The sequence below is a fragment of the Pseudomonas sp. HLG18 genome, assembly GCF_051903985.1.
Classification (GTDB): Bacteria; Pseudomonadota; Gammaproteobacteria; order Pseudomonadales; family Pseudomonadaceae; genus Aquipseudomonas; species Aquipseudomonas fluorescens_BT.
The window spans coordinates 2,762,432-2,784,672 of the sequence record NZ_CP195831.1 but is presented as its reverse complement, the minus strand read 5'-3'; the positions used below and the strand labels follow the sequence as shown (position 1 = coordinate 2,784,672).

20 protein-coding genes are annotated in these 22,241 nt (G+C 60.6%); all 20 read right to left on the bottom strand.

All coding sequences use genetic code 11. The features are described 5' to 3' along the window. The gene (nuoM, locus tag ACSPX5_RS12830) at positions 1 to 1,533 is read right to left on the bottom strand and encodes an NADH-quinone oxidoreductase subunit M (protein WP_007951464.1); all 1,533 of its coding nucleotides are present in this window, start codon (positions 1,531 to 1,533) and stop codon (positions 1 to 3) included. 39 nt (positions 1,534 to 1,572) lie between these two features. Further along, a complete protein-coding gene (gene nuoL, locus ACSPX5_RS12825; RefSeq protein WP_439821835.1) occupies positions 1,573 to 3,426 on the bottom strand; it encodes an NADH-quinone oxidoreductase subunit L in 1,854 nt (617 codons plus the stop codon). Beyond that, the gene (gene nuoK / locus ACSPX5_RS12820) at positions 3,423 to 3,731 is read right to left on the bottom strand and encodes an NADH-quinone oxidoreductase subunit NuoK (protein ID WP_003180046.1); all 309 of its coding nucleotides are present in this window, start codon (positions 3,729 to 3,731) and stop codon (positions 3,423 to 3,425) included. Before nuoK ends, nuoL begins: the two co-directional genes overlap by 4 nt. Positions 3,732 to 3,734: 3 nt before the next feature. Next, positions 3,735 to 4,235 (bottom strand): NADH-quinone oxidoreductase subunit J, encoded by a 501-nt coding sequence (gene nuoJ, locus ACSPX5_RS12815; protein ID WP_085690004.1) that lies wholly within the window; start codon positions 4,233 to 4,235, stop codon positions 3,735 to 3,737. Positions 4,236 to 4,244: 9 nt separating this feature from the next. Further along, on the bottom strand, positions 4,245 to 4,793 hold the full coding sequence (gene nuoI, locus ACSPX5_RS12810) for an NADH-quinone oxidoreductase subunit NuoI (RefSeq protein ID WP_085690002.1): 549 nt from the start codon (positions 4,791 to 4,793) through the stop codon (positions 4,245 to 4,247). A gap of 11 nt (positions 4,794 to 4,804) precedes the next feature. After that, entirely contained in the window at positions 4,805 to 5,812 is a 1,008-nt protein-coding gene (gene nuoH, locus ACSPX5_RS12805; RefSeq protein WP_007951460.1) for an NADH-quinone oxidoreductase subunit NuoH, read from the bottom strand. Continuing rightward, entirely contained in the window at positions 5,809 to 8,523 is a 2,715-nt protein-coding gene (nuoG, locus tag ACSPX5_RS12800) for an NADH-quinone oxidoreductase subunit NuoG (protein WP_439821834.1), read from the bottom strand. Before nuoG ends, nuoH begins: the two co-directional genes overlap by 4 nt. A 137-nt stretch (positions 8,524 to 8,660) precedes the next feature. Further along, positions 8,661 to 10,016, bottom strand: a complete 1,356-nt coding sequence (gene nuoF, locus ACSPX5_RS12795) for an NADH-quinone oxidoreductase subunit NuoF (RefSeq protein WP_064597744.1) — start codon at positions 10,014 to 10,016, stop codon at positions 8,661 to 8,663. Then, positions 10,013 to 10,510 carry an NADH-quinone oxidoreductase subunit NuoE gene (gene nuoE, locus ACSPX5_RS12790; RefSeq protein WP_003223804.1) on the bottom strand — a complete coding sequence of 166 codons (498 nt, stop codon included), beginning with the start codon at positions 10,508 to 10,510 and terminating at the stop codon, positions 10,013 to 10,015. Before nuoE ends, nuoF begins: the two co-directional genes overlap by 4 nt. A gap of 2 nt (positions 10,511 to 10,512) precedes the next feature. After that, positions 10,513 to 12,297: an NADH-quinone oxidoreductase subunit C/D gene (nuoC, locus tag ACSPX5_RS12785; RefSeq protein WP_115078470.1), complete on the bottom strand. Its 1,785-nt coding sequence runs from the start codon at positions 12,295 to 12,297 to the stop codon at positions 10,513 to 10,515. A gap of 70 nt (positions 12,298 to 12,367) precedes the next feature. Further along, positions 12,368 to 13,042 carry a NuoB/complex I 20 kDa subunit family protein gene (locus ACSPX5_RS12780; RefSeq protein ID WP_007951456.1) on the bottom strand — a complete coding sequence of 225 codons (675 nt, stop codon included), beginning with the start codon at positions 13,040 to 13,042 and terminating at the stop codon, positions 12,368 to 12,370. A gap of 10 nt (positions 13,043 to 13,052) precedes the next feature. Then, positions 13,053 to 13,466: an NADH-quinone oxidoreductase subunit A gene (locus tag ACSPX5_RS12775; protein ID WP_003223812.1), complete on the bottom strand. Its 414-nt coding sequence runs from the start codon at positions 13,464 to 13,466 to the stop codon at positions 13,053 to 13,055. 546 nt (positions 13,467 to 14,012) lie between these two features. Beyond that, positions 14,013 to 15,338 carry an isocitrate lyase gene (gene aceA / locus ACSPX5_RS12770; protein WP_039767419.1) on the bottom strand — a complete coding sequence of 442 codons (1,326 nt, stop codon included), beginning with the start codon at positions 15,336 to 15,338 and terminating at the stop codon, positions 14,013 to 14,015. A gap of 476 nt (positions 15,339 to 15,814) precedes the next feature. Beyond that, positions 15,815 to 16,552 carry a secretin N-terminal domain-containing protein gene (locus ACSPX5_RS12765; protein ID WP_439821833.1) on the bottom strand — a complete coding sequence of 246 codons (738 nt, stop codon included), beginning with the start codon at positions 16,550 to 16,552 and terminating at the stop codon, positions 15,815 to 15,817. Between the two features lie 243 nt (positions 16,553 to 16,795). Further along, positions 16,796 to 17,221 (bottom strand): GNAT family N-acetyltransferase, encoded by a 426-nt coding sequence (locus ACSPX5_RS12760; protein WP_169430944.1) that lies wholly within the window; start codon positions 17,219 to 17,221, stop codon positions 16,796 to 16,798. Then, on the bottom strand, positions 17,214 to 18,389 hold the full coding sequence (locus ACSPX5_RS12755; protein WP_439821832.1) for a ribosomal protein uL16 3-hydroxylase: 1,176 nt from the start codon (positions 18,387 to 18,389) through the stop codon (positions 17,214 to 17,216). The genes ACSPX5_RS12760 and ACSPX5_RS12755 overlap by 8 nt, the downstream gene beginning before the upstream one ends. A gap of 86 nt (positions 18,390 to 18,475) precedes the next feature. Then, the gene (gene purB / locus ACSPX5_RS12750; RefSeq protein ID WP_085745983.1) at positions 18,476 to 19,846 is read right to left on the bottom strand and encodes an adenylosuccinate lyase; all 1,371 of its coding nucleotides are present in this window, start codon (positions 19,844 to 19,846) and stop codon (positions 18,476 to 18,478) included. Positions 19,847 to 19,973: 127 nt separating this feature from the next. Further along, complete coding sequence (hflD, locus tag ACSPX5_RS12745) at positions 19,974 to 20,597, bottom strand: high frequency lysogenization protein HflD (protein ID WP_064380694.1); 624 nt, start codon at positions 20,595 to 20,597, stop codon at positions 19,974 to 19,976. After that, positions 20,594 to 21,718 (bottom strand): tRNA 2-thiouridine(34) synthase MnmA, encoded by a 1,125-nt coding sequence (mnmA, locus tag ACSPX5_RS12740; RefSeq protein WP_439821831.1) that lies wholly within the window; start codon positions 21,716 to 21,718, stop codon positions 20,594 to 20,596. Before mnmA ends, hflD begins: the two co-directional genes overlap by 4 nt. Before the next feature lie 59 nt (positions 21,719 to 21,777). Next, the gene (locus ACSPX5_RS12735) at positions 21,778 to 22,224 is read right to left on the bottom strand and encodes an NUDIX hydrolase (RefSeq protein WP_439821830.1); all 447 of its coding nucleotides are present in this window, start codon (positions 22,222 to 22,224) and stop codon (positions 21,778 to 21,780) included. Positions 22,225 to 22,241: the final 17 nt, after the last annotated feature.

Here is a 22,241-nt window from a genome sequence, read left to right as displayed (position 1 = left end):
TTACCGGGCCGAAGCGAGTTGAGTGAAGGCGGTGCCGAGCCACTGCTGCACGCCATGCATCGTGGCGGCAGAAGTGTCGAGGAACGGTTGCGGGTAGACGCCGAGGTAAATCAGCAGTACCGCAAGGCCCAGCACCATGATCAGTTCGCGACCGTCCATGCCGTGCAGGATCGAATCCGATTTGGACGGACCGAAGTAGGCACGGTGGATCATGATCAGCGAGTAGACCGAACCGAACACCAGACCGGAGGTAGCGATCGCGGTGATCCATGGAGCACTGGCGAACGTACCGATCAGGATCAGGAACTCGCCGACGAAGTTACCGGTACCCGGCAGACCCAGAGAGGCGGCTGCAAAGAACAGGCTGATCGCCGGCAGGTAAGCGATACGCGACCATAGGCCGCCCATCTCGCGCATGTCACGCGTGTGCAGACGCTCGTACAGCTGACCGCTGAGGATAAACAGTGCCGCGGCCGACAGACCGTGCGCCAGCATCTGGATCACTGCACCTTGCAGGGCCAGTTGGCTGCCGGAGTAGATGCCGATCAGTACGAAGCCCATGTGGGAAACGGACGAGAAGGCGATCAGACGCTTGATGTCGGTTTGTGCGAACGCCAGGAACGCACCGTAGAAGATCCCGATCAGACCGAGGGTCATGGCGATCGGTGCGAACTCGGCCGAGGCGTTCGGGAACAGCGGCAGGGCGAAACGCAGCAGACCGTAGGCCGCGGTTTTCAGCAAGATACCGGCGAGGTCGACGGAACCTGCAGTCGGCGCCTGGGCGTGAGCGTCAGGCAGCCAGGAGTGAAACGGAACCACTGGCAGTTTGACCGCGAAGGCGATGAAGAAGCCGAGCATCAGAATGTACTCGGTGGTCATCGACATCTTGGTCTTCAACAGGTCGGCGTAGTTGAAGGTGATCACGCCGGTGCTGTTGTAGTTGACCAGGACCAGACCGAGGATCGCCACCAGCATGATCAGGCCGGAAGCCTGAGTGAAGATGAAGAACTTGGTCGCTGCGTAGATACGGGTTTTCTTGCCGTCCGAAGAACTGTGACCCCAGAGCGCGATGAGGAAGTACATCGGCACCAGCATCATTTCCCAGAAGAAGAAGAACATGAACAGGTCGAGGGCGAGGAACACGCCGACAACGCCGCCCAGGATCCACATCAGGTTCAGGTGGAAGAAGCCCACGTGACGTTGAATCTCTTTCCACGAGCAGAGTACCGACAGGATACCCAGCAGACCGGTCAGCAGGATCATCAGCAGCGACAGGCCGTCGAGGGCCAGGTGCACATTGATGCCGAAGCGCTGGATCCAGACGTGCTTGAACTCAAGCGCCCAGGTCGGATCGGCGCCAGGCGCCGGTGCAAATGAATAGTCACCGTGGGCCCACAGCCAGAGGCCGAGGGCGAGTTCCAGGGTCATGGTCAACAGCGCAATCCAGCGGGGGAGGGTAGCGCCGAAGCGCTCACCCATCCAGCACAGCAGGCCGCCGATGAAGGGGATCAGGATTAGCCAAGGCAGAATCATGACGGGCTCGTTTCCTTTCGCAAATTCGCAAGGTTCATATCAGACCGCTACCAGCACGACAGCGCCGATGACCAACACGGCACCAGCAGCCATCGAAGCAGCGTACCAACGCAGTTGACCGGTTTCGGTACGGCTCAGGGCGGTGTGACCCCCCTTGGCCATGCGCGGGATCAGACCGATGGTCTGGTCGAGCGGGTCTTTGCGCAGCATGTGGCTGATCGCAAGGTACGGCTTGACGAACAGTTTGTCGTAGATCCAGTCGAAGCCCCAGGCAGCGAACCACCAGGCCGAGAGGAGACGGCCGATGCCGCTGTTGGCGATCGCGGTCACGAAGCGACGCTTGCCGAGGAACAGCAGGGCCGCCAGCAGGATACCGGCCAGGGCGATGGCGCCCGAGGCGATTTCCAGACTGTGCTTGGCTTCGCCACCGGCATGGCCAACGCTCTCGGGCAGTACGCCGTGCAGCGGTGGAACGATCATGGCGCCGACGAAGGTCGACAGCACGATCAGCACCGACAGTGGCAGCCAGTGAGCGATGCCGTGACCGGCGTGAGCTTCGGTCTTGGCTTCACCGTGGAACGCGATGAAGATCAGGCGGAAGGTGTACAGCGAGGTCATGAACGCACCGACCAGACCGGCGTACAACAGACCGTTGTGGCCGCTGGCGAACGCTTCCCAGAGGATTTCGTCCTTGGAGTAGAAGCCTGCGGTCACCAGCGGCAGGGCGGCCAGAGCGGCACCACCGACGATGAAGCTGGCGTAGGCCAGTGGCAGTTTCTTCCACAGGCCGCCCATCTTGAAGATGTTCTGCTCGTGGTGGCAGGCAACGATCACCGCACCGGAAGCGAGGAACAGCAGGGCCTTGAAGAAGGCGTGGGTCATCAGGTGGAAGATCGCGCCTTCCCAGGCACCAACGCCCAGCGCCAGGAACATGTAGCCGATCTGGCTCATGGTCGAGTAGGCGAGGATACGTTTGATGTCGGTTTGCACCAGTGCCGCGAAACCGGCCAGAACCAGCGTCACACCGCCAACGATGCCGACCAGGTGCAGGATGTCCGGCGCCAGGGCGAACAGACCGTGGGTACGGGCGATCAGGTAGACACCGGCGGTCACCATGGTTGCGGCGTGGATCAGTGCCGAAACCGGGGTAGGGCCGGCCATCGCGTCCGCCAGCCAGGTCTGCAGCGGCAGTTGAGCCGATTTGCCGACCGCACCACCCAGCAGCATCAGGGTCGCCAGCACGATCCAGAAATCGCCGACCTTGAAGTGCTCAGGCGCTTTCACCAGCAGTTCCTGGACGTTCAGCGTGCCCAGTTGCTGGAACAGGATGAACAGGCCGATCGCCATGAACACGTCGCCGATACGGGTGACGATGAAGGCTTTCAGCGCGGCGTTACCGTTGTTGCGGTTGCTGTAGTAGAAACCGATCAACAGGTACGAGCACAGGCCCACGCCTTCCCAACCGAAGTAGATGAACAGCAGATCGTCGCCCAGGACCAGGAACAACATGCTGGCGATGAACAGGTTGGTGTAGGCGAAGAAGCGCGAGTAACCGGCTTCACCGCGCATGTACCAGGAGGCGAACAGGTGGATCAGGAAACCCACGCCGACCACCACACCGAGCATGGTCACGGACAGACCATCCAGGTACAGGGCGAAGTTCGGCTGGAAGCCTTCCACCGAGATCCATTTCCACAGTACGTGGACGTACACGCCACCTTCCGGTGGAGCGACGTTGAACTGCCAGATCACGTAGGCCGCGACGATGGCAGACAGGCCGATGGAGCCGACACCGATCAGCGCCGACAGGTTTTCCGAGAGGCGGCCGCGGGAGAACGACAGCAACAGGAACCCGATCAGAGGGAATACGAAAGTCAGAAAGAGTAGGTTCATCCGCGCATCTCACTGGCAGCGTCGATATCGAGCGTGTGGAAGCGGCGATACAGTTGCAGCAGGATCGCCAGGCCAATACTGGCTTCGGCGGCTGCAAGGCTGATCACCAGGATGAACATGATCTGTCCATCCGGTTGCGCCCAGCGGGCGCCCGCGACGATGAAGGCCAGTGCAGAGGCGTTCATCATCACTTCCAGACTCATCAACACGAACAAAATGTTGCGGCGGACCATCAGGCCGACCAGACCAAGGCAGAACAGGATGCCGGCAACGGCCAATCCATGCTCGAGAGGGATAGCAGGCATGTCTTACTCCTTCGCCTCGTTACGGCCCAAATGGAACGCCGTGACGGCTGCAGCGAGCAGCAGCATCGAGGCGAGTTCGACCACCAGCAGGTACGGACCGAACAGGCTGATGCCCACGGCTTTCGCGTCAACGGTGGTTTGACCGATGGCCTGACCGCTCTGGTGAGCGAACAGCACATACAGCAGTTCGGCCAGCAGCAGGGCGGCGAGAATCACCGGTCCTGCCCAGATGCCGGGCTTGAGCCAGGTGCGTTCCTGCTGAACCGAGGCAGGCCCCAGGTTCAGCATCATCACCACGAACACGAACAGCACCATGATGGCGCCGGCGTAGGCGATCACTTCCAGCACGCCGGCGAACGGTGCGCCGAGAGCGAAGAAGGTCATGGCCACGGAGATCAGCGAAATGATCAGGTAGAGCAGGGCGTGCACAGGATTGGTGTTGGTGACCACACGCAGTGTGGACACAACAGCGATACCCGATGCGAAATAGAAAGCGAATTCCATCGTTCTTCCTTAAGGCAGCAAGCTCTTCACGTTGATCGGCTCGGCTTCGTTTTGTGCGGCGCCTTTCGGCTTGCCCGCAACGGCCATACCTGCAACACGATAGAAGTTGTAATCAGGGTTTTTGCCGGGGCCGGAGATCAGCAGATCTTCTTTCTCGTACACCAGGTCCTGACGTTTGAACTCGGCCATCTCGAAATCCGGCGTGAGCTGGATCGCGGTGGTCGGGCAGGCTTCCTCGCAGAGACCGCAGAAAATGCAGCGCGAGAAGTTGATACGGAAGAAGTCCGGGTACCAGCGACCGTCTTCGGTTTCAGCTTTCTGCAGCGAGATGCAACCCACCGGGCACGCCACGGCGCACAGGTTGCAGGCTACGCAGCGTTCTTCGCCATCGGGGTCGCGGGTCAGGACGATACGGCCACGGTAGCGTGGCGGCAGGTAGACCGGCTCTTCCGGGTATTGCAGGGTGTCGCGCTTGCGAAAGCCATGACCGAAGATCATGACCAGGCTGCGCAACTGGGTACCGGTACCCTTAACGATGTCGCCAATATATTTGAACATGGGTCAAATCCTCACTGAACCGCAACCGCAGGCGTGTTCCACAACACGATTGCAGCGGTCACCAGCAAATTGATCAGGGTCAGTGGCAGGCAGAATTTCCAGCTGAAATCCATCACCTGGTCATAACGCGGACGCGGGATGGAGGCGCGCAGCAGGATGAACAGCATGATGAAGAACGCGGTCTTCAGTGCGAACCAGACGAAGGACAGTTGCGGCAGGATGCCGAACGGACCGTGCCAGCCACCGAAGAACAGGGTGACCAGCAGCGCCGAGATCAGGATGATGCCGATGTATTCACCGACGAAGAACATGCCCCATTTCATACCGGCGTATTCAATGTGGTAACCGTCGGCCAGTTCCTGTTCTGCTTCCGGCTGGTCGAACGGGTGACGGTGAGTCACGGCCACGCCAGCGATGAAGAAGGTACAGAAGCCGAAGAACTGCGGAATGATGAACCACAGGTTCTGCGCCTGGTACTCGACGATGTCGCGCATGTTGAACGAGCCGACCTGCACCACGATGCCCATCAGGGCCAGGCCCATGAACACTTCGTAGGACACGGTCTGCGCCGAGGCACGCAAGCTGCCCAGCAGGGCGAACTTGTTGTTACTCGACCAGCCGGCGAACAGTACCGCGTAGACCGAAAGACCGGCCATGGCGAAGAAGAACAGCAGGCCGATGTTCAGGTCCGCCACGCCCCAGGTCGGGGTGATCGGGATGATCGCGAACGCGATCAGCAGGGCGGACATGGCCACCACCGGCGCCAGGGTGAAGATCACCTTGTCGGCAAACGGAGGGGTCCAGTCTTCCTTGAAGAACATCTTCAGCATGTCGGCTGCGATCTGGAACATGCCGAACGGGCCGACGCGGTTCGGACCGTAACGGTCCTGCCACCAGCCCAGCAGGCGACGTTCGACAAAGCTGAGCAACGCGCCTGCGACCACCACGGCCAGCAGGATCACGATGGCCTTGATGACCGTCAGGATCACATCGATCACTTCAGGGGTGAACCAGGTCATTGCGCTGCCTCCTGCAGACCATCAACGGTTTGGCCGAAAATCGCCGGCGGAATGCCTGCCAGACCGGCCGGCAGTGCAACCAGGCCAGCGCCCAGCTCTTCATTGATGCGCAGCGGCAGACGCAGGGTCTGGCCGGCAACATTGAGGCTCAGCAGTGCGCCTTCGTTGACGCCCAGGCGATCCGCTTCGGACTTGGCCAGTGCAACGTAGGCGGCCGGAATGCGTTCCTGGACCGGAGCGGCTTTCGACGAGGTCTCGTCGCTGCCGAACAGGTGGTAGAACGGCACGGCTTGCCAGGTGCCCTGGGCCGGGTTGAACGCGCGCGGAACACTGGCGAACCAGTTCAGCGAGTCACCGGTGCTTTCGATCAGGCGGGTGCCCGGATCGCCAGCGCGCAGGTGACCACCGACTTCGTCCTGGAACTTGTTCCAGGCTTGCGGCGAGTTCCAGCCCGGCGACCATGCAAAAGGTACCTGCTGACGCGGTTCGGCGGAGCCCGAGTAACCTTCCATCGAGAAGGCGAACGCGGTGTCCTTGTCTTGCGGGGTGCGTGGTTCGTGAACGCTGATGTCGGCGCGCATCGCCGTGCGACCAGAGTAACGCAGCGGTTCACGGGCCAGTTTCAGACCCTTGATGCGGAACGAGGCGGACGGCGCGGCGTCGACGATACGGGCCAGTTGCGGGGTGCTCGAAGCAACGGCAGCGGTCACGTGGTCGAGTTGCGTCCAGTCGATCGGCTGGTTCAGCAGGGTGGCGCGCAGGGCGTGCAGCCAGCGCCAGCCTTCGTGGACCAGAATGCTCGCGTCCATGTATTGCGGGTCGAAAACCTGGAAGAAGCGCTGGGCGCGGCCTTCCTGGCTGACCAGCGTACCGTCGCCTTCAGCGAAGCTGGCGGCTGGCAGAACCAGATGCGAGCGGTCGCTGGTGGCGGTCTTCTGATGGTCGGCAACGATCACTACTTTCGCAGCGTTCAGTGCCACATCGACCTTGGCCTTGGCGGTACGGGTGTACAGATCGTTTTCCAGCACGACGATGGCGTCGGCCTTGCCGTCAATCACTGCTTGCAGCGCAGCATCAACCGATTCGCCACCGAGCATGGCCAGGCCGAGGCTGTTGGCTTCCGGCACGATCAGGCTGATCGAACCGTTCTTCTCGCGCAGCTTCAGGGCCTTGGCGATGTTCGCAGCGGCTTCGATCAAGGCTTTGGAGCCCAGCGAAGTACCGGCGATGATCAGCGGACGCTTGGCAGCGAGCAGGGCATCGGCGATGCGCTTGGCCAGTTCCAGGGCTTCGGCGTCCAGACCTTCGACGGCCGGTGCGCTGGCGTCCAGGGCGTGAGCCACGGCGAAACCGATGCGCGCCAGATCGTCGGGAGCGGCGTGTACACACTCTTCGGCGATGTCGTCGAGCTTGGTTTCAGCCAGGCTGGCGATGAACAGCGGGTTCAGTTCGTGCTGACCGATGTTCTTCACCGCCGCGTCGAGCCACGGCTGAACGCGCATGGCTTCGGCCATGTCTTCGGCCTTGCCTTTGACCGACTGACGCAGGGCCAGGGCCATGCGGGCGGCGGTCTGGGTCAGGTCTTCACCGAGGACGAACACGGCGTCGTGGTCTTCGATGTCGCGCATGTTCGGCACGGGCAGCGGGCTGTCCTTCAGCACTTGCAGGACCAGACGGATGCGTTCCAGTTCGGACGCTTCGATACCGGAGTAGAAGTGCTCGGCGCCGACCAGTTCACGCAACGCGTAGTTGCTTTCGAGGCTGGCACGGGGCGAACCGATACCGACGATGTTGCGACCGCGCAGCAGGTCGGCGGCTTTGTCCAGCGCAGCATCCAGCCCAAGCTTGGTGCCATCGGCCAGCAGTGGCTGACGTGGACGGTCGGTGCGGTTGACGTAGCCATAACCGAAACGGCCACGGTCGCACAGGAAGTACTGGTTCACCGAACCGTTGTAACGGTTTTCGATGCGACGCAGTTCGCCGTAACGCTCGCCCGGGGAGATGTTGCAACCGCTGGAGCAGCCATGGCAGATGCTCGGCGAGAACTGCATGTCCCACTTGCGGTTGTAGCGTTCGGAGTGAGTCTTGTCGGTGAACACACCGGTCGGGCAAACCTCGGTGAGGTTGCCGGAGAACTCGCTTTCGAGGGTGCCGTCTTCAACGCGACCGAAGTACACGTTGTCGTGGGCGCCGAATACACCCAGGTCGGTGCCGCCGGCGTAGTCCTTGTAGAAACGCACGCAGCGGTAGCAGGCGATGCAGCGGTTCATTTCGTGGGAAATGAACGGGCCCAGTTGCTGGTTCTGGTGAGTGCGCTTGGTAAAGCGATAACGGCGCTCGTTGTGGCCGGTCATCACGGTCATGTCTTGCAGGTGGCAGTGACCGCCTTCCTCGCACACAGGGCAGTCGTGCGGGTGGTTGGTCATCAGCCATTCAACAACACTGGCGCGGAACGCCTTGGATTCTTCATCGTCGATGGAGATCCAGGTGTTGTCGGTGGCAGGCGTCATGCAGGACATGACGATACGACCACGGGTGTCGTTCTCGTCGGTGTACTGCTTGACCGCGCACTGGCGGCAGGCCCCAACGCTACCAAGCGCGGGGTGCCAGCAGAAATAAGGGATGTCGAGGCCCAGCGACAGACATGCCTGTAACAGGTTGTCTGCCCCGTCGACTTCGAGCGCTTTGCCGTCTACGTGGATAGTGGCCATGGTTCAAAGGTCTTCGTTGGCCCGGTGTCAGCGGGCGTGGCTAATGGAATCTTGTTATCCGTCCGAATCCAGTCAGCCCCGAAAGGCGTCATCGGACGAAAGGCGAAGGGCACGGACCCTTCGCCTTTTTTAAGCGTTTACGCGCCGACTGTGATCGGCTTCGCCAGAGGCGGGACGGCGGCGCTTGCAGGCGCGATACCGGCTTCGAACTCTGGACGGAAGTATTTGATGGCACTGCCCAATGGTTCCACGGCACCCGGTGCGTGAGCACAGAAGGTCTTGCCCGGGCCGAGGAAGTTGACCAGACCCAGCAGGGTCTCGATGTCACCCGGCTGGCCGCGGCCTTGTTCGATGGCCATCAGCAGCTTGACGCTCCACGGCAGGCCATCACGGCAAGGGGTGCAGAAACCGCAGGATTCGCGAGCGAAGAACTGCTCCATGTTGCGCAGCAGGGACACCATGTTGACGCTGTCGTCCACCGCCATGGCCAGGCCGGTACCCATACGGGTGCCCACCTTGGCGATGCCGCCGGCGTACATTTGGGCGTCGAGGTGTTCCGGCAACAGGAAACCGGTACCGGCGCCGCCCGGCTGCCAGGCCTTGAGCTTGTAACCGTCGCGCATGCCGCCGGCGTAGTCTTCGAACAATTCGCGACCGGTCACGCCGAAGGGCAGTTCCCACAGGCCAGGGTTCTTGACCTTGCCGGAGAAGCCCATGAGCTTGGTGCCCATGTCTTCGCTGCCGTCGCGGGCCAACGATTTGTACCAGTCCACGCCGTCGGCGATGATCGCCGGCACGTTGCACAGGGTTTCAACGTTGTTCACGCAGGTCGGCTTGCCCCACACGCCAACGGCGGCAGGGAAGGGCGGCTTGGAGCGCGGGTTGGCGCGGCGGCCTTCGAGGGAGTTGATCAGTGCGGTTTCTTCACCGCAGATGTAACGCCCGGCGCCGGTGTGGACGAACAGCTCGAAATCGAAGCCGCTGCCCAGGATGTTCTTGCCCAGCAGACCGGCTGCCTTGGCTTCTTCCACGGCACGGTTCAGGTGCTTGGCGGCGGTGGTGTACTCGCCGCGCAGGAAGATGTAGCCACGGTAGGTTTTCAGCGCACGGGCGCTGATCAGCATGCCTTCGATCAGCAAATGGGGCAGTTGCTCCATCAGCATGCGGTCTTTCCAGGTGTTCGGCTCCATTTCATCCGCGTTGCACAGCAGGTAGCGGATGTTGATGGATTCGTCCTTTGGCATCAGGCCCCACTTCACGCCAGTGGGGAAGCCTGCACCGCCGCGACCCTTGAGGCCGGCGTCTTTCACGGTCTGGACGATGGCGTCCTGATCCATGTCGGCGAAGGCCTTGCGCGCAGCGGCGTAACCGTTCTTGGCCTGGTACTCGTCGAGCCACACGGCTTCGCCATCGTCACGCAGGCGCCAGGTCAGCGGGTGAGTCTCGGCCGAACGCTGGATGCGGTTGGCAGGACCGAAAGAAGTCAGGGTCATACGTAGCCCTCGAGCAGTTTGGCGACGCCGGCAGGCTGGACATCGCCAAAGGTGTCGTCATCGATCATCAGCGCCGGTGCCTTGTCGCAGTTGCCGAGGCAGCAGACCGGCAGCAGGGTGAAACGACCGTCGGCAGTGGTCTGACCCAGGCCGATACCCAGGTTGTTCTGGATTTCGCTGACCACCGACTCGTGGCCACCGATGTAGCAGACCATGCTGTCGCAGACGCGAATGATGTGACGGCCGACCGGCTGACGGAAGATCTGGCTGTAGAACGTGGCCACGCCTTCAACGTCGCTGGCCGGGATGCCGAGGATCTCGCCGATGGCGTACAGAGCGCCGTCCGGCACCCAGCCGCGTTCCTTCTGGACGATCTTCAGGGCTTCGATCGACGCCGCGCGCGGGTCTTCGTAGTGATGCAGCTCGTGCTCGATGGCCGAGCGCTCGGTTTCACTCAAGGTGAAACGGTCTGTCTGGATAAGCGTGCTGTTCATGCTTAGCGGTCCACGTCGGCCATAACGAAATCGATACTACCCAGGTACGCAATCAGGTCCGCGACCATGCTGCCTTTGATCACCGAAGGGATCTGCTGCAGGTGGGCGAAGCTCGGAGTACGGATCCGGGTACGGTAGCTCATGGTGCCGCCGTCGCTCGTCAGGTAATAGCTGTTGATGCCCTTGGTCGCTTCGATCATCTGGAAGGATTCGTTGGCCGGCATGACCGGGCCCCACGAAACCTGCAGGAAGTGCGTGATCAAGGTTTCGATGTGCTGCAGCGTGCGCTCTTTCGGCGGCGGCGTGGTCAGCGGGTGATCCGCCTTGTACGGGCCTTCCGGCATGTTGCGCAGGCACTGGTCGATGATCTTGACGCTCTGGCGCATTTCTTCGACGCGAACCATGCAGCGGTCATAGGCATCGCCGTTGGCGGCCAGCGGCACTTCGAACTCGAAGTTCTCGTAGCCGGAATATGGACGCGCTTTACGCAGGTCGAAGTCGCAACCGGTGGAACGCAGGCCGGCACCGGTGACGCCCCATTCCAGGGCCTCTTTGGTGTTGTACTGGGCAACGCCGATGGTACGACCCTTGAGGATGCTGTTCTGCAAGGCGGCCTTGGTGTATTCGTCGAGGCGCTTTGGCAGCCATTCAACGAAGTCTTTCACCAGTTTTTCCCAGCCACGCGGCAGGTCGTGGGCAACACCGCCGATGCGGTACCAGGCCGGGTGCAGACGGAAACCGGTGATGGCTTCGATCACCGTGTATGCCTTCTGGCGGTCGGTGAAGGTGAAGAACACCGGGGTCATCGCGCCAACGTCCTGGATGTAAGTACCCAGGAACAGCAGGTGGCTGGTGATCCGGAAGAACTCGGCCATCATGATGCGGATGACGTCGACCTTCTCTGGCACCTTGATGCCGGCCAGCTTCTCGACCGAGAGCACGTACGGCAGGTTGTTCATCACGCCGCCGAGGTAGTCGATACGGTCGGTGTACGGAATGAAGCTGTGCCAGGACTGACGCTCGGCCATCTTCTCGGCACCACGGTGGTGGTAACCGATGTCCGGGACGCAGTCGACGATCTCTTCGCCGTCCAGTTGCAGGATGATGCGGAACGCACCGTGCGCCGAAGGGTGGTTCGGACCCAGGTTGAGGAACATGTAGTCCTCGTTCGGGCCGGAACGCTTCATGCCCCAGTCTTCCGGACGGAAGCGCGCGGCTTCTTCCTCGAGCTGTTGCTTGGCCAGGTTCAGGCTGAACGGATCGAATTCGGTGGCGCGCGCCGGGAAGTCCTTGCGCAGCGGGTGACCTTCCCAGGTCGGCGGCATCATGATGCGCGACAGGTGAGGGTGACCTTTGAAGTCGATACCGTACATGTCCCAGACTTCACGCTCGTACCAGTTGGCGTTCGGCCAGATGCTGGTGACGGTCGGCAAGCTGAGGTCGCTCTCGGACAAGGCAACCTTGATCATCACGTCACTATTACGTTCCAGCGACATGAGGTGATAGAACACGGTGAAATCGGCACCGCTTGGCAGCCCTTGACGCTTGGTGCGCAGACGCTCATCCACGCCGTGCAGGTCATAGAGCATGACGTACGGCTTGGGCAGGTTGCGCAGGAAGGTCAGGACTTCGACGAGCTTGGCGCGGGCCACCCACAGCACCGGCATGCCGGTGCGGGTCGGCTGGGCGGTGAACGCCTCGGCACCAAAACGGTTGTTCAGTTCGACGACCACATCCTGGTCGTCTGCCTTGTAAGGCGGGATGTACAGAGCACTGCCTGTAGTCATGGTTATTTTTTCGCTTTCGGTCAACGTAAAGAATGAAGCCAGCTTCTCGTTTCTTTGAAACAGATCTGGATCAGACTTCGTCAGGGCTGCGCAGATTGGTGACTGCGATTCGCTGTTCGCGGCGCTGTTCCTTCTGCGAAGGCATGTCGGCGCGATAAACGCCTTGATCGCCAACGACCCAGGAAAGTGGGCGACGCTCCTGGCCAATGGATTCCTGCAGCAGCATCAAGCCTTGCAGAAATGCTTCTGGACGGGGCGGGCAGCCAGGTACGTAGACGTCCACGGGCAGGAACTTGTCCACCCCTTGAACCACGGAGTAGATGTCGTACATGCCACCGGAGTTGGCGCACGAACCCATGGAGATAACCCATTTCGGCTCGAGCATCTGCTCGTAGAGACGCTGAATGATCGGCGCCATCTTGATGAAGCAGGTCCCGGCGATAACCATGAAGTCGGCCTGACGCGGTGATGCCCGGATAACTTCGGCGCCGAAGCGCGCGATGTCGTGGGGCGCCGTGAAGGCGGTGGTCATTTCCACGTAGCAGCACGACAGACCGAAGTTGTACGGCCACAGGGAGTTCTTACGTCCCCAGTTGACCGCGCCACTCAGCACGTCTTCCAGCTTGCCCATGAAAATGTTTTTGTGGACTTGATCCTCTAACGGATCGGAAACGGTTTCCCGCTGGCCGATCGGATACTGCTCGTTAGGAGCATCGGGGTCGATTCTGGTGAGATTGTATTGCATTGCCAAAGCCTCATTGTTTCAGCTTCGCCTGCCGCTTGCGACGAGCTTCCGGAGCCCAGTCAAGGGCGCCCACTCGGAACAGGTAGACAAGACCTGCCAACAGAATTGCTATGAAAACGAGAGCTTCGACGAATCCGGTCCAGCCGCTTTCGCGGACGGACACAGACCATGCAAAGAGAAAGAGGGCTTCGATATCGAAGATCACGAACAGCATCGCGACCAGATAGAATTTGGCTGAGAGCCGCAAGCGGGCGCCACCGGTAGGTAGCATGCCGGACTCGAACGGTTCGTTTTTGCTGCGGCCCCAGGCTTTTGACCCGAGGAGGCTGGAGACGCCGAGCATGAAGGCACACAGGCCGACTACACCCAGAAGGAAAATGGCAAAGCCCCAGTTGTGGGCCATGAGTCCTGTCGCTTCGGGCATGCTGGAAATCCTTAACAGAGAGCAAAGGTCTCTGAGCTTGATAAAGAAATAAGGCAGTGACGATATGTCGCAGCAATCAATCGCGCTGATTTTATGGCTAAACACCCTGCAAGTAAAATTCCTATAGCGAAATTATTTATTGGAATAAGGACATAGCGCACCTCTATGGCCCTGTAGCCCATGCGTTGCGGGCATTAGCCGGGATTTCACGAATTATGTTTTGTCGAAAATGTAACGAATATAGTTGCCGCTAAATGATAATTAATATCGTTTGTGATGGTTTTGTAACTGTTTAGCGATTGGGCAGTTGGGAAGTTGTCTTATATCCGCGTTACTGCAAGTAGCGGCGGCACACGTTTTAACCGATTTTTGTGACGTGGATAGCGCTCTGGATCAATGTTTTGCCTGACGGACTGTGCCAGCCCTGAGTTGATCAGCAGGTCGCAGGCAAAAAAAACGCCCCGAACCAGTCGGGGCGTCAGTTTTTCGGCAATGCGGTTAGCTTTCTACACGGCCCGCAAAGGCCGTTCGCTCAGGCGAAGTCGATCAGTGGAACTGTTCTTCTTCGGTCGAACCGGTCAGCGCGGTCACCGAGGACGTGCCGCCCTGGATCACGGTGGTCATGTCGTCGAAGTAGCCGGTGCCCACTTCCTGCTGGTGAGCCACGAAGGTGTAACCCTTGGCGGCATCAGCGAATTCCTGCTCCTGCAGCTTCACGTAGGCAGTCATGTCGTTGCGGGCGTAGTCGTGCGCCAGGTTGAACATGCTGTGCCACATGTTGTGAATGCCGGCCAGGGTGATGAACTGGTGCTTGTAACCCATGGCGGACAGTTCACGCTGGAACTTGGCGATGGTCGCATCGTCCAGGTTTTTCTTCCAGTTGAAGGAAGGCGAGCAGTTGTACGACAGGATCTGGTCCGGGTATTCCTTCTTGATCGCTTCGGCGAAGCGACGGGCTTCTTCCAGGTCCGGCTTGGCGGTTTCGCACCAGATCAGGTCGGCGTACGGCGCGTAGGCCAGGCCACGGGCGATGGCCTGGTCCAGACCTGCACGAACCTTGTAGAAGCCTTCCTGGGTGCGGGTGCCAGTCACGAACGGCTGGTCGTACGGGTCGCAGTCGGAAGTCAGCAGGTCGGCAGCGTTGGCGTCGGTACGGGCCAGGATGATGGTCGGTACACCGGCAACGTCGGCAGCCAGGCGAGCAGCGGTCAGTTTCTGCACGGCTTCCTGGGTTGGAACCAGAACCTTGCCGCCCATGTGGCCGCACTTCTTCACGGAAGCCAGCTGGTCTTCGAAGTGAACGCCGGCGGCGCCTGCTTCGATCATGCTCTTCATCAGCTCGTAGGCGTTCAGTACGCCGCCGAAGCCGGCTTCGGCGTCAGCCACGATCGGCGCGAAGTAGTCGATGTAGCCCTCGTCGCCCGGGTTCTTGCCGGCTTTCCACTGGATCTGGTCGGCACGACGGAACGAGTTGTTGATGCGCTTGACCACGGTTGGAACCGAGTCCACCGGGTACAGCGACTGGTCCGGGTACATCGATTCGGCGGAGTTGTTGTCCGCAGCGACTTGCCAGCCCGACAGGTAGATCGCCTGGATACCGGCTTTAACCTGTTGAACAGCCTGGCCACCGGTCAGGGCGCCCATGCAGTTGACGAAATCTTTCTCTGGGCGGAAGGACGGCTTGGCACCCTGGGTGACCAGGTTCCACAGTTTTTCGGCGCCCATTTTTGCAAAGGTGTGCTCTGGTTGAACCGAGCCACGCAGACGGACGACGTCAGCAGCGGAGTAATTGCGAGTCACGCCTTTCCAGCGCGGGTTTTCAGCCCAGTCTTTTTCAAGGGCTGCAATTTGCTGTTCGCGTGTCAGTGCCATGGAGATAAACCTCGTCGCGTCTTTATGAAAAGTTGTTCTGCGGTGGAAAATTCCTTGCGCTCGCTGACCAGAAGCTTAGGTGGTCAGGTCGGGTTCGGCGGGGCAGGCGACGGGATGAACGATAGGCTCGAGGGGAGGTGAGCAGGTAAAGGCGAACTGGCGGGCGCATTCGGGCGTCGTGGGCCTTTATGCGAACTACAGTGTAAAGCCGGGTTACCTAATTACGCTTCCGTCCCTCGGGACAACTTCGTTCCAGTCGGCAACCTCGTCAAACACACCTTGTGGGCGGTACAGACACGAAACGGCTCGCGGGGATGGTTGCGAGCAGCGCTTCGAAGGCCCTTGCCAGGGCCTCTGATTAGCGGGAGCGAGGCCATCATGCCTTCGCTTTTTTGGCTCGTCAAACGTTTTGTAGTGCTTTTTTTCATGCACTACATCTTTCGTCTAATACGACTAATCAGTCAGTTTTCGGTGGTTTAGTCCAGTGTGTCGACTTTCACCCGCAACGTCATGTCATCCCGGCCTTGAGTCGAGTAGCTGCGGGCCAGGCCCTGTTTGTCGGCCTGAGTCTCACGGTTCACGCCGGCGAGGGTGATCCATTCGCCCAGGCGTCCTGTGACAGTTGTGTCGGTGCTTTGCACGTTCACTACATCGGGACGTTCCTGGCTCATTCGGTCACGGTTGGTACTGATGGACAGGTGAACGGTGTCACCGGTGACGCTGGCAGTGACGTAGAAACCCTGAGTGACGTTGCGATACTGGGTCTGGCTGCTGTAATCGCCCCAGGAGTTGCTCTGGCTGCTGGTGATCGGCACGCTCTGTCCGACCTGGATCAGCGCCGGTGCGCCCTCGCTGGCCTGTACCTGTTGAATGCCGCCGTCACGGCTGGCGGTGCTGTAGTCAATGATCCTGGTTTGCTGGTCGCCGGTGTTCTGTTGGTTGTTTTCGTTGGTGTCGACGGTGATCAGCAGGCGTTTGGGGGCGGTATCGAGCTGCGTGAGCAGGGCTTTCAATTCCTGGATCTTGTCCGGCTCGGCCTTGACGATCAGTTGATTGCCATAGGCGCTGACCTGACCGTCCTTGCCGATGAAATCCTGAGCCACCGGCAGCATGTCGGCGCTGGTGTGGTACTTGAGGGGCACGATTTCTGTGGCTGCCATCACCGAAAGACTGCAGCCGAGCAGCAGGGTGGTGAGCAGGGTGCGTAGGGACATGTCCGTTATCTCCGCTTTCGAAAGGCTTGATATTGCCAGTTTGTCGGCCTGGGGTGGGGCAAGTTGAATCGTAGACAGCAAAGCGCCCCGGCATCCGAAAATGGCGGGGCGTTTTGTGGTGTTCTGAAGGGCCTCTTCGCGAGCAAGCCCGCTCCCACATTGGATCTCTGCCGGGCACAAAATCTGTGTTCGCTGGAGGTTTCCTGTGGGAGCGGGCTTGCCCGCGAATGCCGCGACGCGGACTTAAGCCGAGTGACGAACCATGTCGACATGCGGAATCCCTGCTTCCAGGAATTCCTCGCTGACCAGATTGAAACCCAGGCGCTCATAGAACGCCGTGGCCTGCACCTGGGCGCTGAGCATCTGCTGCTTCAGGCCCCGTGCTTCCGCTTCGGCAATCACCGCGTGCATCAGCGCATCGCCGACCTTTAGCCCGCGCCAGTCCTTCAGTACCGAAACCCGGCCAACATGCCCGTCGGGCAGCAGGCGGGCGGTGCCGATCGGAAAGTCGCCTTCGAAGGCCAGAAAATGCACGGCGGTGGCGTCATCGGCGTCCCACTCAAGCTCGGGTGGAACCGACTGTTCGGCAATGAACACCGTTTCGCGAATGCGGCGGATCTCGGCGTTGTCCTTTTGCCAGTCTGCAACGCGTACGCGAATCTTATTCATCGTCGGCGAACCCCAGGCTTCCCTGTTTGACCAGTTCGCACAGCAGGCCGCGGCCATCTTCGTCGCTCAGCCAGTCGCCGAGGTTGTCGGTGTGCAGGGCGTCAGCCGAGCAGATCAGCTTCAGCAGCTCGCGCAACTTGCCAGGCAGGTAACGGCTCTGGCCGCTGGCGAACAGCAGCAGATCGTCATCGACGTTGGACCATGCCAGGCGTGCACTCGGGTTGCGGATCAGGATGGCACCGTCTTCGAGGGCGCTGAGGAGGTCTTCTTCCTCGACTTTCTCCGGGCCGACGACCAGCTCTGGATAACGCGGCTCGGTCATGTACTGGCCGAACCAGGTCAGCAGCAGGCGTTCGTCGCTCATGTGCTCGGCGAGCAGTGCCTTCAGGCGGCCAAGAGCATCGTGCTGGATCTGGTGCGGGTCATCGCTGACCGGCTTCGCATCGGCGTCGGTGTAGCGCTCTTCGTCAGTCAGGAACTGGCTGAGGAAGTCGGTGAAGTGGGTCAGCACTTCAGCGGCGCTTGGTGCGCGGAAGCCGACCGAGTAGGTCATGCAGTCATCGACGGCCACGCCGCAGTGAGCCAGGCGCGGCGGCAGGTACAGCATGTCGCCCGGTTCCAGAACCCACTCTTCGGTTTCGTGGAATTCGGCGAGGATGCGCAGGTCCGCGTGCTGCAGCAGCGGGCTTTCGGAGTCGCACATCTGGCCGATTTTCCAGTTGCGCTTGCCGTGGCCTTGCAGCAGGAACACGTCGTAGTTGTCGAAATGCGGGCCAACGCTGCCACCCGGGGCGGCGAAGCTGATCATCACGTCATCGACGCGCCAGCTCGGCAGAAAGCGGAAGTTTTCCAGCAGTTCGCTGACTTCCGGCACGAACTGATCGACAGCCTGCACCAGCAGGGTCCACTCGCGTTCCGGCAGTTTGCTGAATTCGTCTTCGGCGAACGGGCCGCGGCGCAGTTCCCATGGGTGCTCGCCGTGTTCGATCACTAGGCGCGATTCGACTTCTTCTTCCAGGGCCAGGCCGGCGAGTTCGTCGGCGTCGATCGGGCTTTCGAAATCAGGAATCGCCTGACGGATCAGCAGTGGTTTTTTCTGCCAGTAATCGCGCATGAACTCGCGCGCCGTAAGACCACCCAGAAGTTGAAGAGGAATATCGGGATTCATATGTAACCTATTGAAAAAAAGCATTTTTCAGACGGGAATAAAAACGCCCGGCGCGGCCGGGCGTCTCAAACGGGTCAAGCAGTCGATCAGATGCGTTTGGCTTGCGCTACAGCGTTGCCGATGTAGTTGGCCGGGGTCAGTTGCTTGAGCTCGGCTTTCGCAGCGGCCGGCATGTCCAGGCCATCAATGAAAGTCTGCAGCGCTTCAGGGCTGATGCCCTTGCCGCGCGTCAGTTCTTTCAGCTTCTCGTACGGGTTTTCGATGTTGTAGCGGCGCATCACGGTCTGGATCGGCTCGGCCAGGACTTCCCAGCAGGCGTCCAGATCGGCAGCGATCTTGTCAGCGTTAAGCTCGAGCTTGCTGATGCCTTTGAGGCTCGCTTCGTACGCGATCACGCTGTGGGCGAAGCCGACACCGAGGTTGCGCAGAACGGTGGAGTCGGTCAGGTCGCGCTGCCAGCGGGAGATCGGCAGTTTGCTCGCCAGGTGCTGGAACAGTGCGTTGGCGATGCCCAGGTTGCCTTCGGAGTTTTCGAAGTCGATCGGGTTGACCTTGTGCGGCATGGTCGACGAACCGATTTCGCCGGCGATGGTGCGCTGCTTGAAGTAACCCAGGGAAATGTAACCCCAGATGTCACGGTCGAAGTCGATCAGGATGGTGTTGAAGCGCGCAATGGCGTCGAACAGCTCGGCGATGTAGTCGTGCGGCTCGATCTGCGTGGTGTACGGGTTGAAGCCCAGGCCCAGCTCGTCTTCGATGAAGGCGCGGGCGTTGGCTTCCCAGTCGATCTGCGGGTAGGCTGACAGGTGAGCGTTGTAGTTGCCGACAGCGCCGTTGATCTTGCCCAGCAGCGGAACGGCAGCGACCTGAGCGATCTGGCGCTCGAGACGGTAAACCACGTTCGCCAGCTCTTTACCCAGGGTGGTCGGCGAAGCCGGCTGACCGTGGGTGCGCGACAGCATTGGCACGTCGGCGAAGCGCAGGGCCAGTTCGCGGATGGCGTTGGCGGTCTGGCGCATCAGCGGCAGCATCACGTCGTCACGACCTTCGCGCAGCATCAGCGCGTGGGACAGGTTGTTGATGTCCTCACTGGTGCAGGCGAAGTGGATGAACTCGCTGACCTTGGCCAGTTCCGGCAGCTTGGCTGCCTGTTCCTTGAGCAGGTACTCGATCGCTTTCACGTCGTGGTTGGTGGTGCGCTCGATCTCTTTCACGCGCTCGGCGTGTTCCAGCGAGAAGTTTTCGGCCAGTTCGTTCAGAACGGCGTTGGCTTCGGCGGAGAAGGCTGGCACTTCCGGGATGCCGGCGTGAGCGGCCAGGCGCTGGAGCCAGCGCACTTCAACCAGGACGCGGGCACGGATCAGGCCGTACTCGCTGAAAATCGGGCGCAGGGCCTGGGTTTTGCCGGCGTAGCGGCCGTCAACAGGGGAAACCGCAGTGAGCGAAGAGAGCTGCATGGGGTGTTCTCGGACAGTCGGGCAACGAAATGGGGCGCGTATCATACATGAAAAAATCCGCCGGTCCGTCGCCAACTGACCGGCGTATTACGCGTTACAGACTACAAAGCTTTTATTGCGCGGCGATTTACTCGCTGCGCATCAACGGATACAGCTCTTTGAGCAGCTTGCGACGACTGATCACCAACTGCCAGCGATGGCCGCCGAGTTGGCGCCACAGGCGTGCCGAGCGAATGCCGGCGAGCAGCAGGGCGCGAATCTTCGACGCGTTGCTCGGCTGCTGCAGGTTGCGCATGTCGCCGTGCACTTGAATGCGTTGGCGCAGCGTGCTCAGGGTGTCCTGATACAGCGCACCGCAGGCCGCGATCACGTTTTCGTGGGCCGGGCCGAAATGCTCGACCTGCGACTGAATCTGCGGCAGACGCTTGCCGATCACGTCGAGCATGTCGTTGCGCTTGGCCAGTTGCCGCTCGAGGCCGAGCATCGACAATGCGTAGCGCAATGGCTCGCGCTGCAAGGTGCTCGGGTCGCGCTCGAGGGCGCCGATCAGTGCACGGTAACCCTCGCGCAGATTGATGTCGTCGCCACCGTACACGTCCAGCGTGTCCTTCGGATCGCGGACCAGCAGGCTGCCGAGCATGCAGCTCAGGCCGGCCTCGTTGGTCTGGCCGGTCTTGGCGATCCGGTCGACCAGTACGGCGGCAAGAAACACGCCACCCAGAGCCGTCAGTTGCTCCTGAGTCGGGCTCATGCCTGGCCGCTCCACGGCTCGGCGATTTCGATCACGCCGCCGCCGAGGCAGATTTCACCGTCATAGAACACCACCGACTGACCCGGCGTGACCGCGCGTTGCGGTTCGTCGAACACGGCGCGATAGCCGGTCTCGGTTTTTTCCAGGGTGCAGGTCTGATCGCTCTGGCGATAACGAACCTTGGCGGTCAGGCGCAGCGGCTGGCTCAAATCGATCGGGTTGACCCAGTAGATTTCCGAAGCGAGCAGGGCGCTGGAGAACAGCCATGGATGGTTGTTGCCCTGGCCGACGATCAGCTCGTTTGTGTCCAGATCCTTGCGCAGCACGTACCACGGCTCATCACCGGCGTCTTTCAGGCCGCCGATGCCCAGGCCCTGGCGCTGACCGATGGTGTGGTACATCAGGCCGTGGTGACGGCCGATGACTTCGCCTTCGGTGGTCTTGATCTCGCCCGGTTGCGCCGGCAGGTATTGCTTGAGGAAATCGCTGAAACGGCGCTCGCCGATGAAGCAGATCCCGGTGGAATCCTTCTTCTTGGCAGTCGCCAGCTCGTATTTCTCGGCGATTGCACGGACTTCCGGTTTTTCCAGCTCGCCGACCGGGAACAGGGTCTTGGCGATCTGTTCGCCGCCGACAGCGTGCAGGAAGTAGCTCTGATCCTTGTTCGGATCCAGGCCCTTGAGCAGTTCGGTGCGGCCATCAATGTCGCGGCGGCGCACGTAGTGACCGGTGGCGATCAGGTCGGCGCCGAGCATCATGGCGTAGTCGAGGAACGCCTTGAACTTGATCTCGCGGTTGCACAGGATGTCCGGGTTCGGCGTGCGGCCGGCCTTGTACTCGGCCAGGAAGTGCTCGAACACGTTGTCCCAGTACTCGGCGGCGAAGTTGGCGGTGTGCAGCTTGATACCGATCTTGTCGCACACGGCCTGGGCATCCGCCAGGTCGTCCATGGCGGTGCAGTATTCCGTTCCGTCGTCTTCTTCCCAGTTCTTCATGAACAGGCCTTCCACTTCATAGCCCTGCTCGATCAGCAGGAGAGCGGAAACGGAAGAGTCCACGCCGCCGGACATGCCGACAATGACGCGCTTCTTGGATGTGTCAGAAGGGGCTGGATCACGCATAGGGATTCAATGAGTGTCTTGAAAAAGGACGCGATTCTATCAGGCTCACGGCCTCAAGGCTAAAGGGAAGGGCGGATCAGTTCGAGGCCGAAGCGATTGCCGGCCAGATAATCGTCGATGCAACGGATGATCAGCTCGCTGCGCCAGTTATCGCGCTGGGCCAATAATTCGTCGCGGGTCAGCCACTTGGCGCCGACGATGCCGTCGTCCAGCTGATATTCCGGGTGATGTTTCACGGCTTTGGCGCTGAAGCACACGCGCTGGTAAGTCACGCCGTTGCTCGGAGCGGTGTACAGATAAATGCCGATCACGGCGGTGGGTTCGACGTCCCAGCCGGTTTCTTCGAGGGTTTCGCGCACGGCGGCTTCGATCAGGGTTTCGTCCGGATCCAGATGGCCGGCGGGCTGATTGAGCACGTTATGCCCGGCTTTGTGTTCCTCGACCATCAGGAAACGGCCGTTATCCTCGACGATGGTGGCGACGGTGATGTGGGGGAGCCATTGCATTGATTGAATCTCCTGGG

Bases quoted from the DNA above. Each gene is read 5' to 3' on its own strand.
- nuoG (WP_439821834.1), bottom strand. From the start codon at position 8,523: ATGGCCACTATCCACGTAGACGGCAAAGCGCTCGAAGTCGACGGGGCA.
- ACSPX5_RS12755 (WP_439821832.1), bottom strand. From the start codon at position 18,389: ATGAATCCCGATATTCCTCTTCAACTTCTGGGTGGTCTTACGGCGCGC.
- hflD (WP_064380694.1), bottom strand. From the start codon at position 20,597: ATGAGCCCGACTCAGGAGCAACTGACGGCTCTGGGTGGCGTGTTTCTT.
- ACSPX5_RS12780 (WP_007951456.1), bottom strand. From the start codon at position 13,042: ATGCAATACAATCTCACCAGAATCGACCCCGATGCTCCTAACGAGCAG.
- nuoJ (WP_085690004.1), bottom strand. From the start codon at position 4,235: ATGGAATTCGCTTTCTATTTCGCATCGGGTATCGCTGTTGTGTCCACA.
- nuoL (WP_439821835.1), bottom strand. From the start codon at position 3,426: ATGAACCTACTCTTTCTGACTTTCGTATTCCCTCTGATCGGGTTCCTG.
- ACSPX5_RS12765 (WP_439821833.1), bottom strand. From the start codon at position 16,552: ATGTCCCTACGCACCCTGCTCACCACCCTGCTGCTCGGCTGCAGTCTT.
- nuoC (WP_115078470.1), bottom strand. From the start codon at position 12,297: ATGACTACAGGCAGTGCTCTGTACATCCCGCCTTACAAGGCAGACGAC.
- mnmA (WP_439821831.1), bottom strand. From the start codon at position 21,718: ATGCGTGATCCAGCCCCTTCTGACACATCCAAGAAGCGCGTCATTGTC.
- purB (WP_085745983.1), bottom strand. From the start codon at position 19,846: ATGCAGCTCTCTTCGCTCACTGCGGTTTCCCCTGTTGACGGCCGCTAC.
- nuoM (WP_007951464.1), bottom strand. From the start codon at position 1,533: ATGATTCTGCCTTGGCTAATCCTGATCCCCTTCATCGGCGGCCTGCTG.
- nuoH (WP_007951460.1), bottom strand. From the start codon at position 5,812: ATGACCTGGTTCACCCCTGAAGTGATCGATGTGATCCTGACGGTCATC.
- nuoF (WP_064597744.1), bottom strand. From the start codon at position 10,016: ATGACCCTGACTTCTTTCGGTCCTGCCAACCGCATCCAGCGTTCGGCC.
- nuoK (WP_003180046.1), bottom strand. From the start codon at position 3,731: ATGCCTGCTATCCCTCTCGAGCATGGATTGGCCGTTGCCGGCATCCTG.
- ACSPX5_RS12775 (WP_003223812.1), bottom strand. From the start codon at position 13,466: ATGCCCGAAGCGACAGGACTCATGGCCCACAACTGGGGCTTTGCCATT.
- aceA (WP_039767419.1), bottom strand. From the start codon at position 15,338: ATGGCACTGACACGCGAACAGCAAATTGCAGCCCTTGAAAAAGACTGG.
- nuoE (WP_003223804.1), bottom strand. From the start codon at position 10,510: ATGAACAGCACGCTTATCCAGACAGACCGTTTCACCTTGAGTGAAACC.
- ACSPX5_RS12760 (WP_169430944.1), bottom strand. From the start codon at position 17,221: ATGAATAAGATTCGCGTACGCGTTGCAGACTGGCAAAAGGACAACGCC.
- nuoI (WP_085690002.1), bottom strand. From the start codon at position 4,793: ATGTTCAAATATATTGGCGACATCGTTAAGGGTACCGGTACCCAGTTG.
- ACSPX5_RS12735 (WP_439821830.1), bottom strand. From the start codon at position 22,224: ATGCAATGGCTCCCCCACATCACCGTCGCCACCATCGTCGAGGATAAC.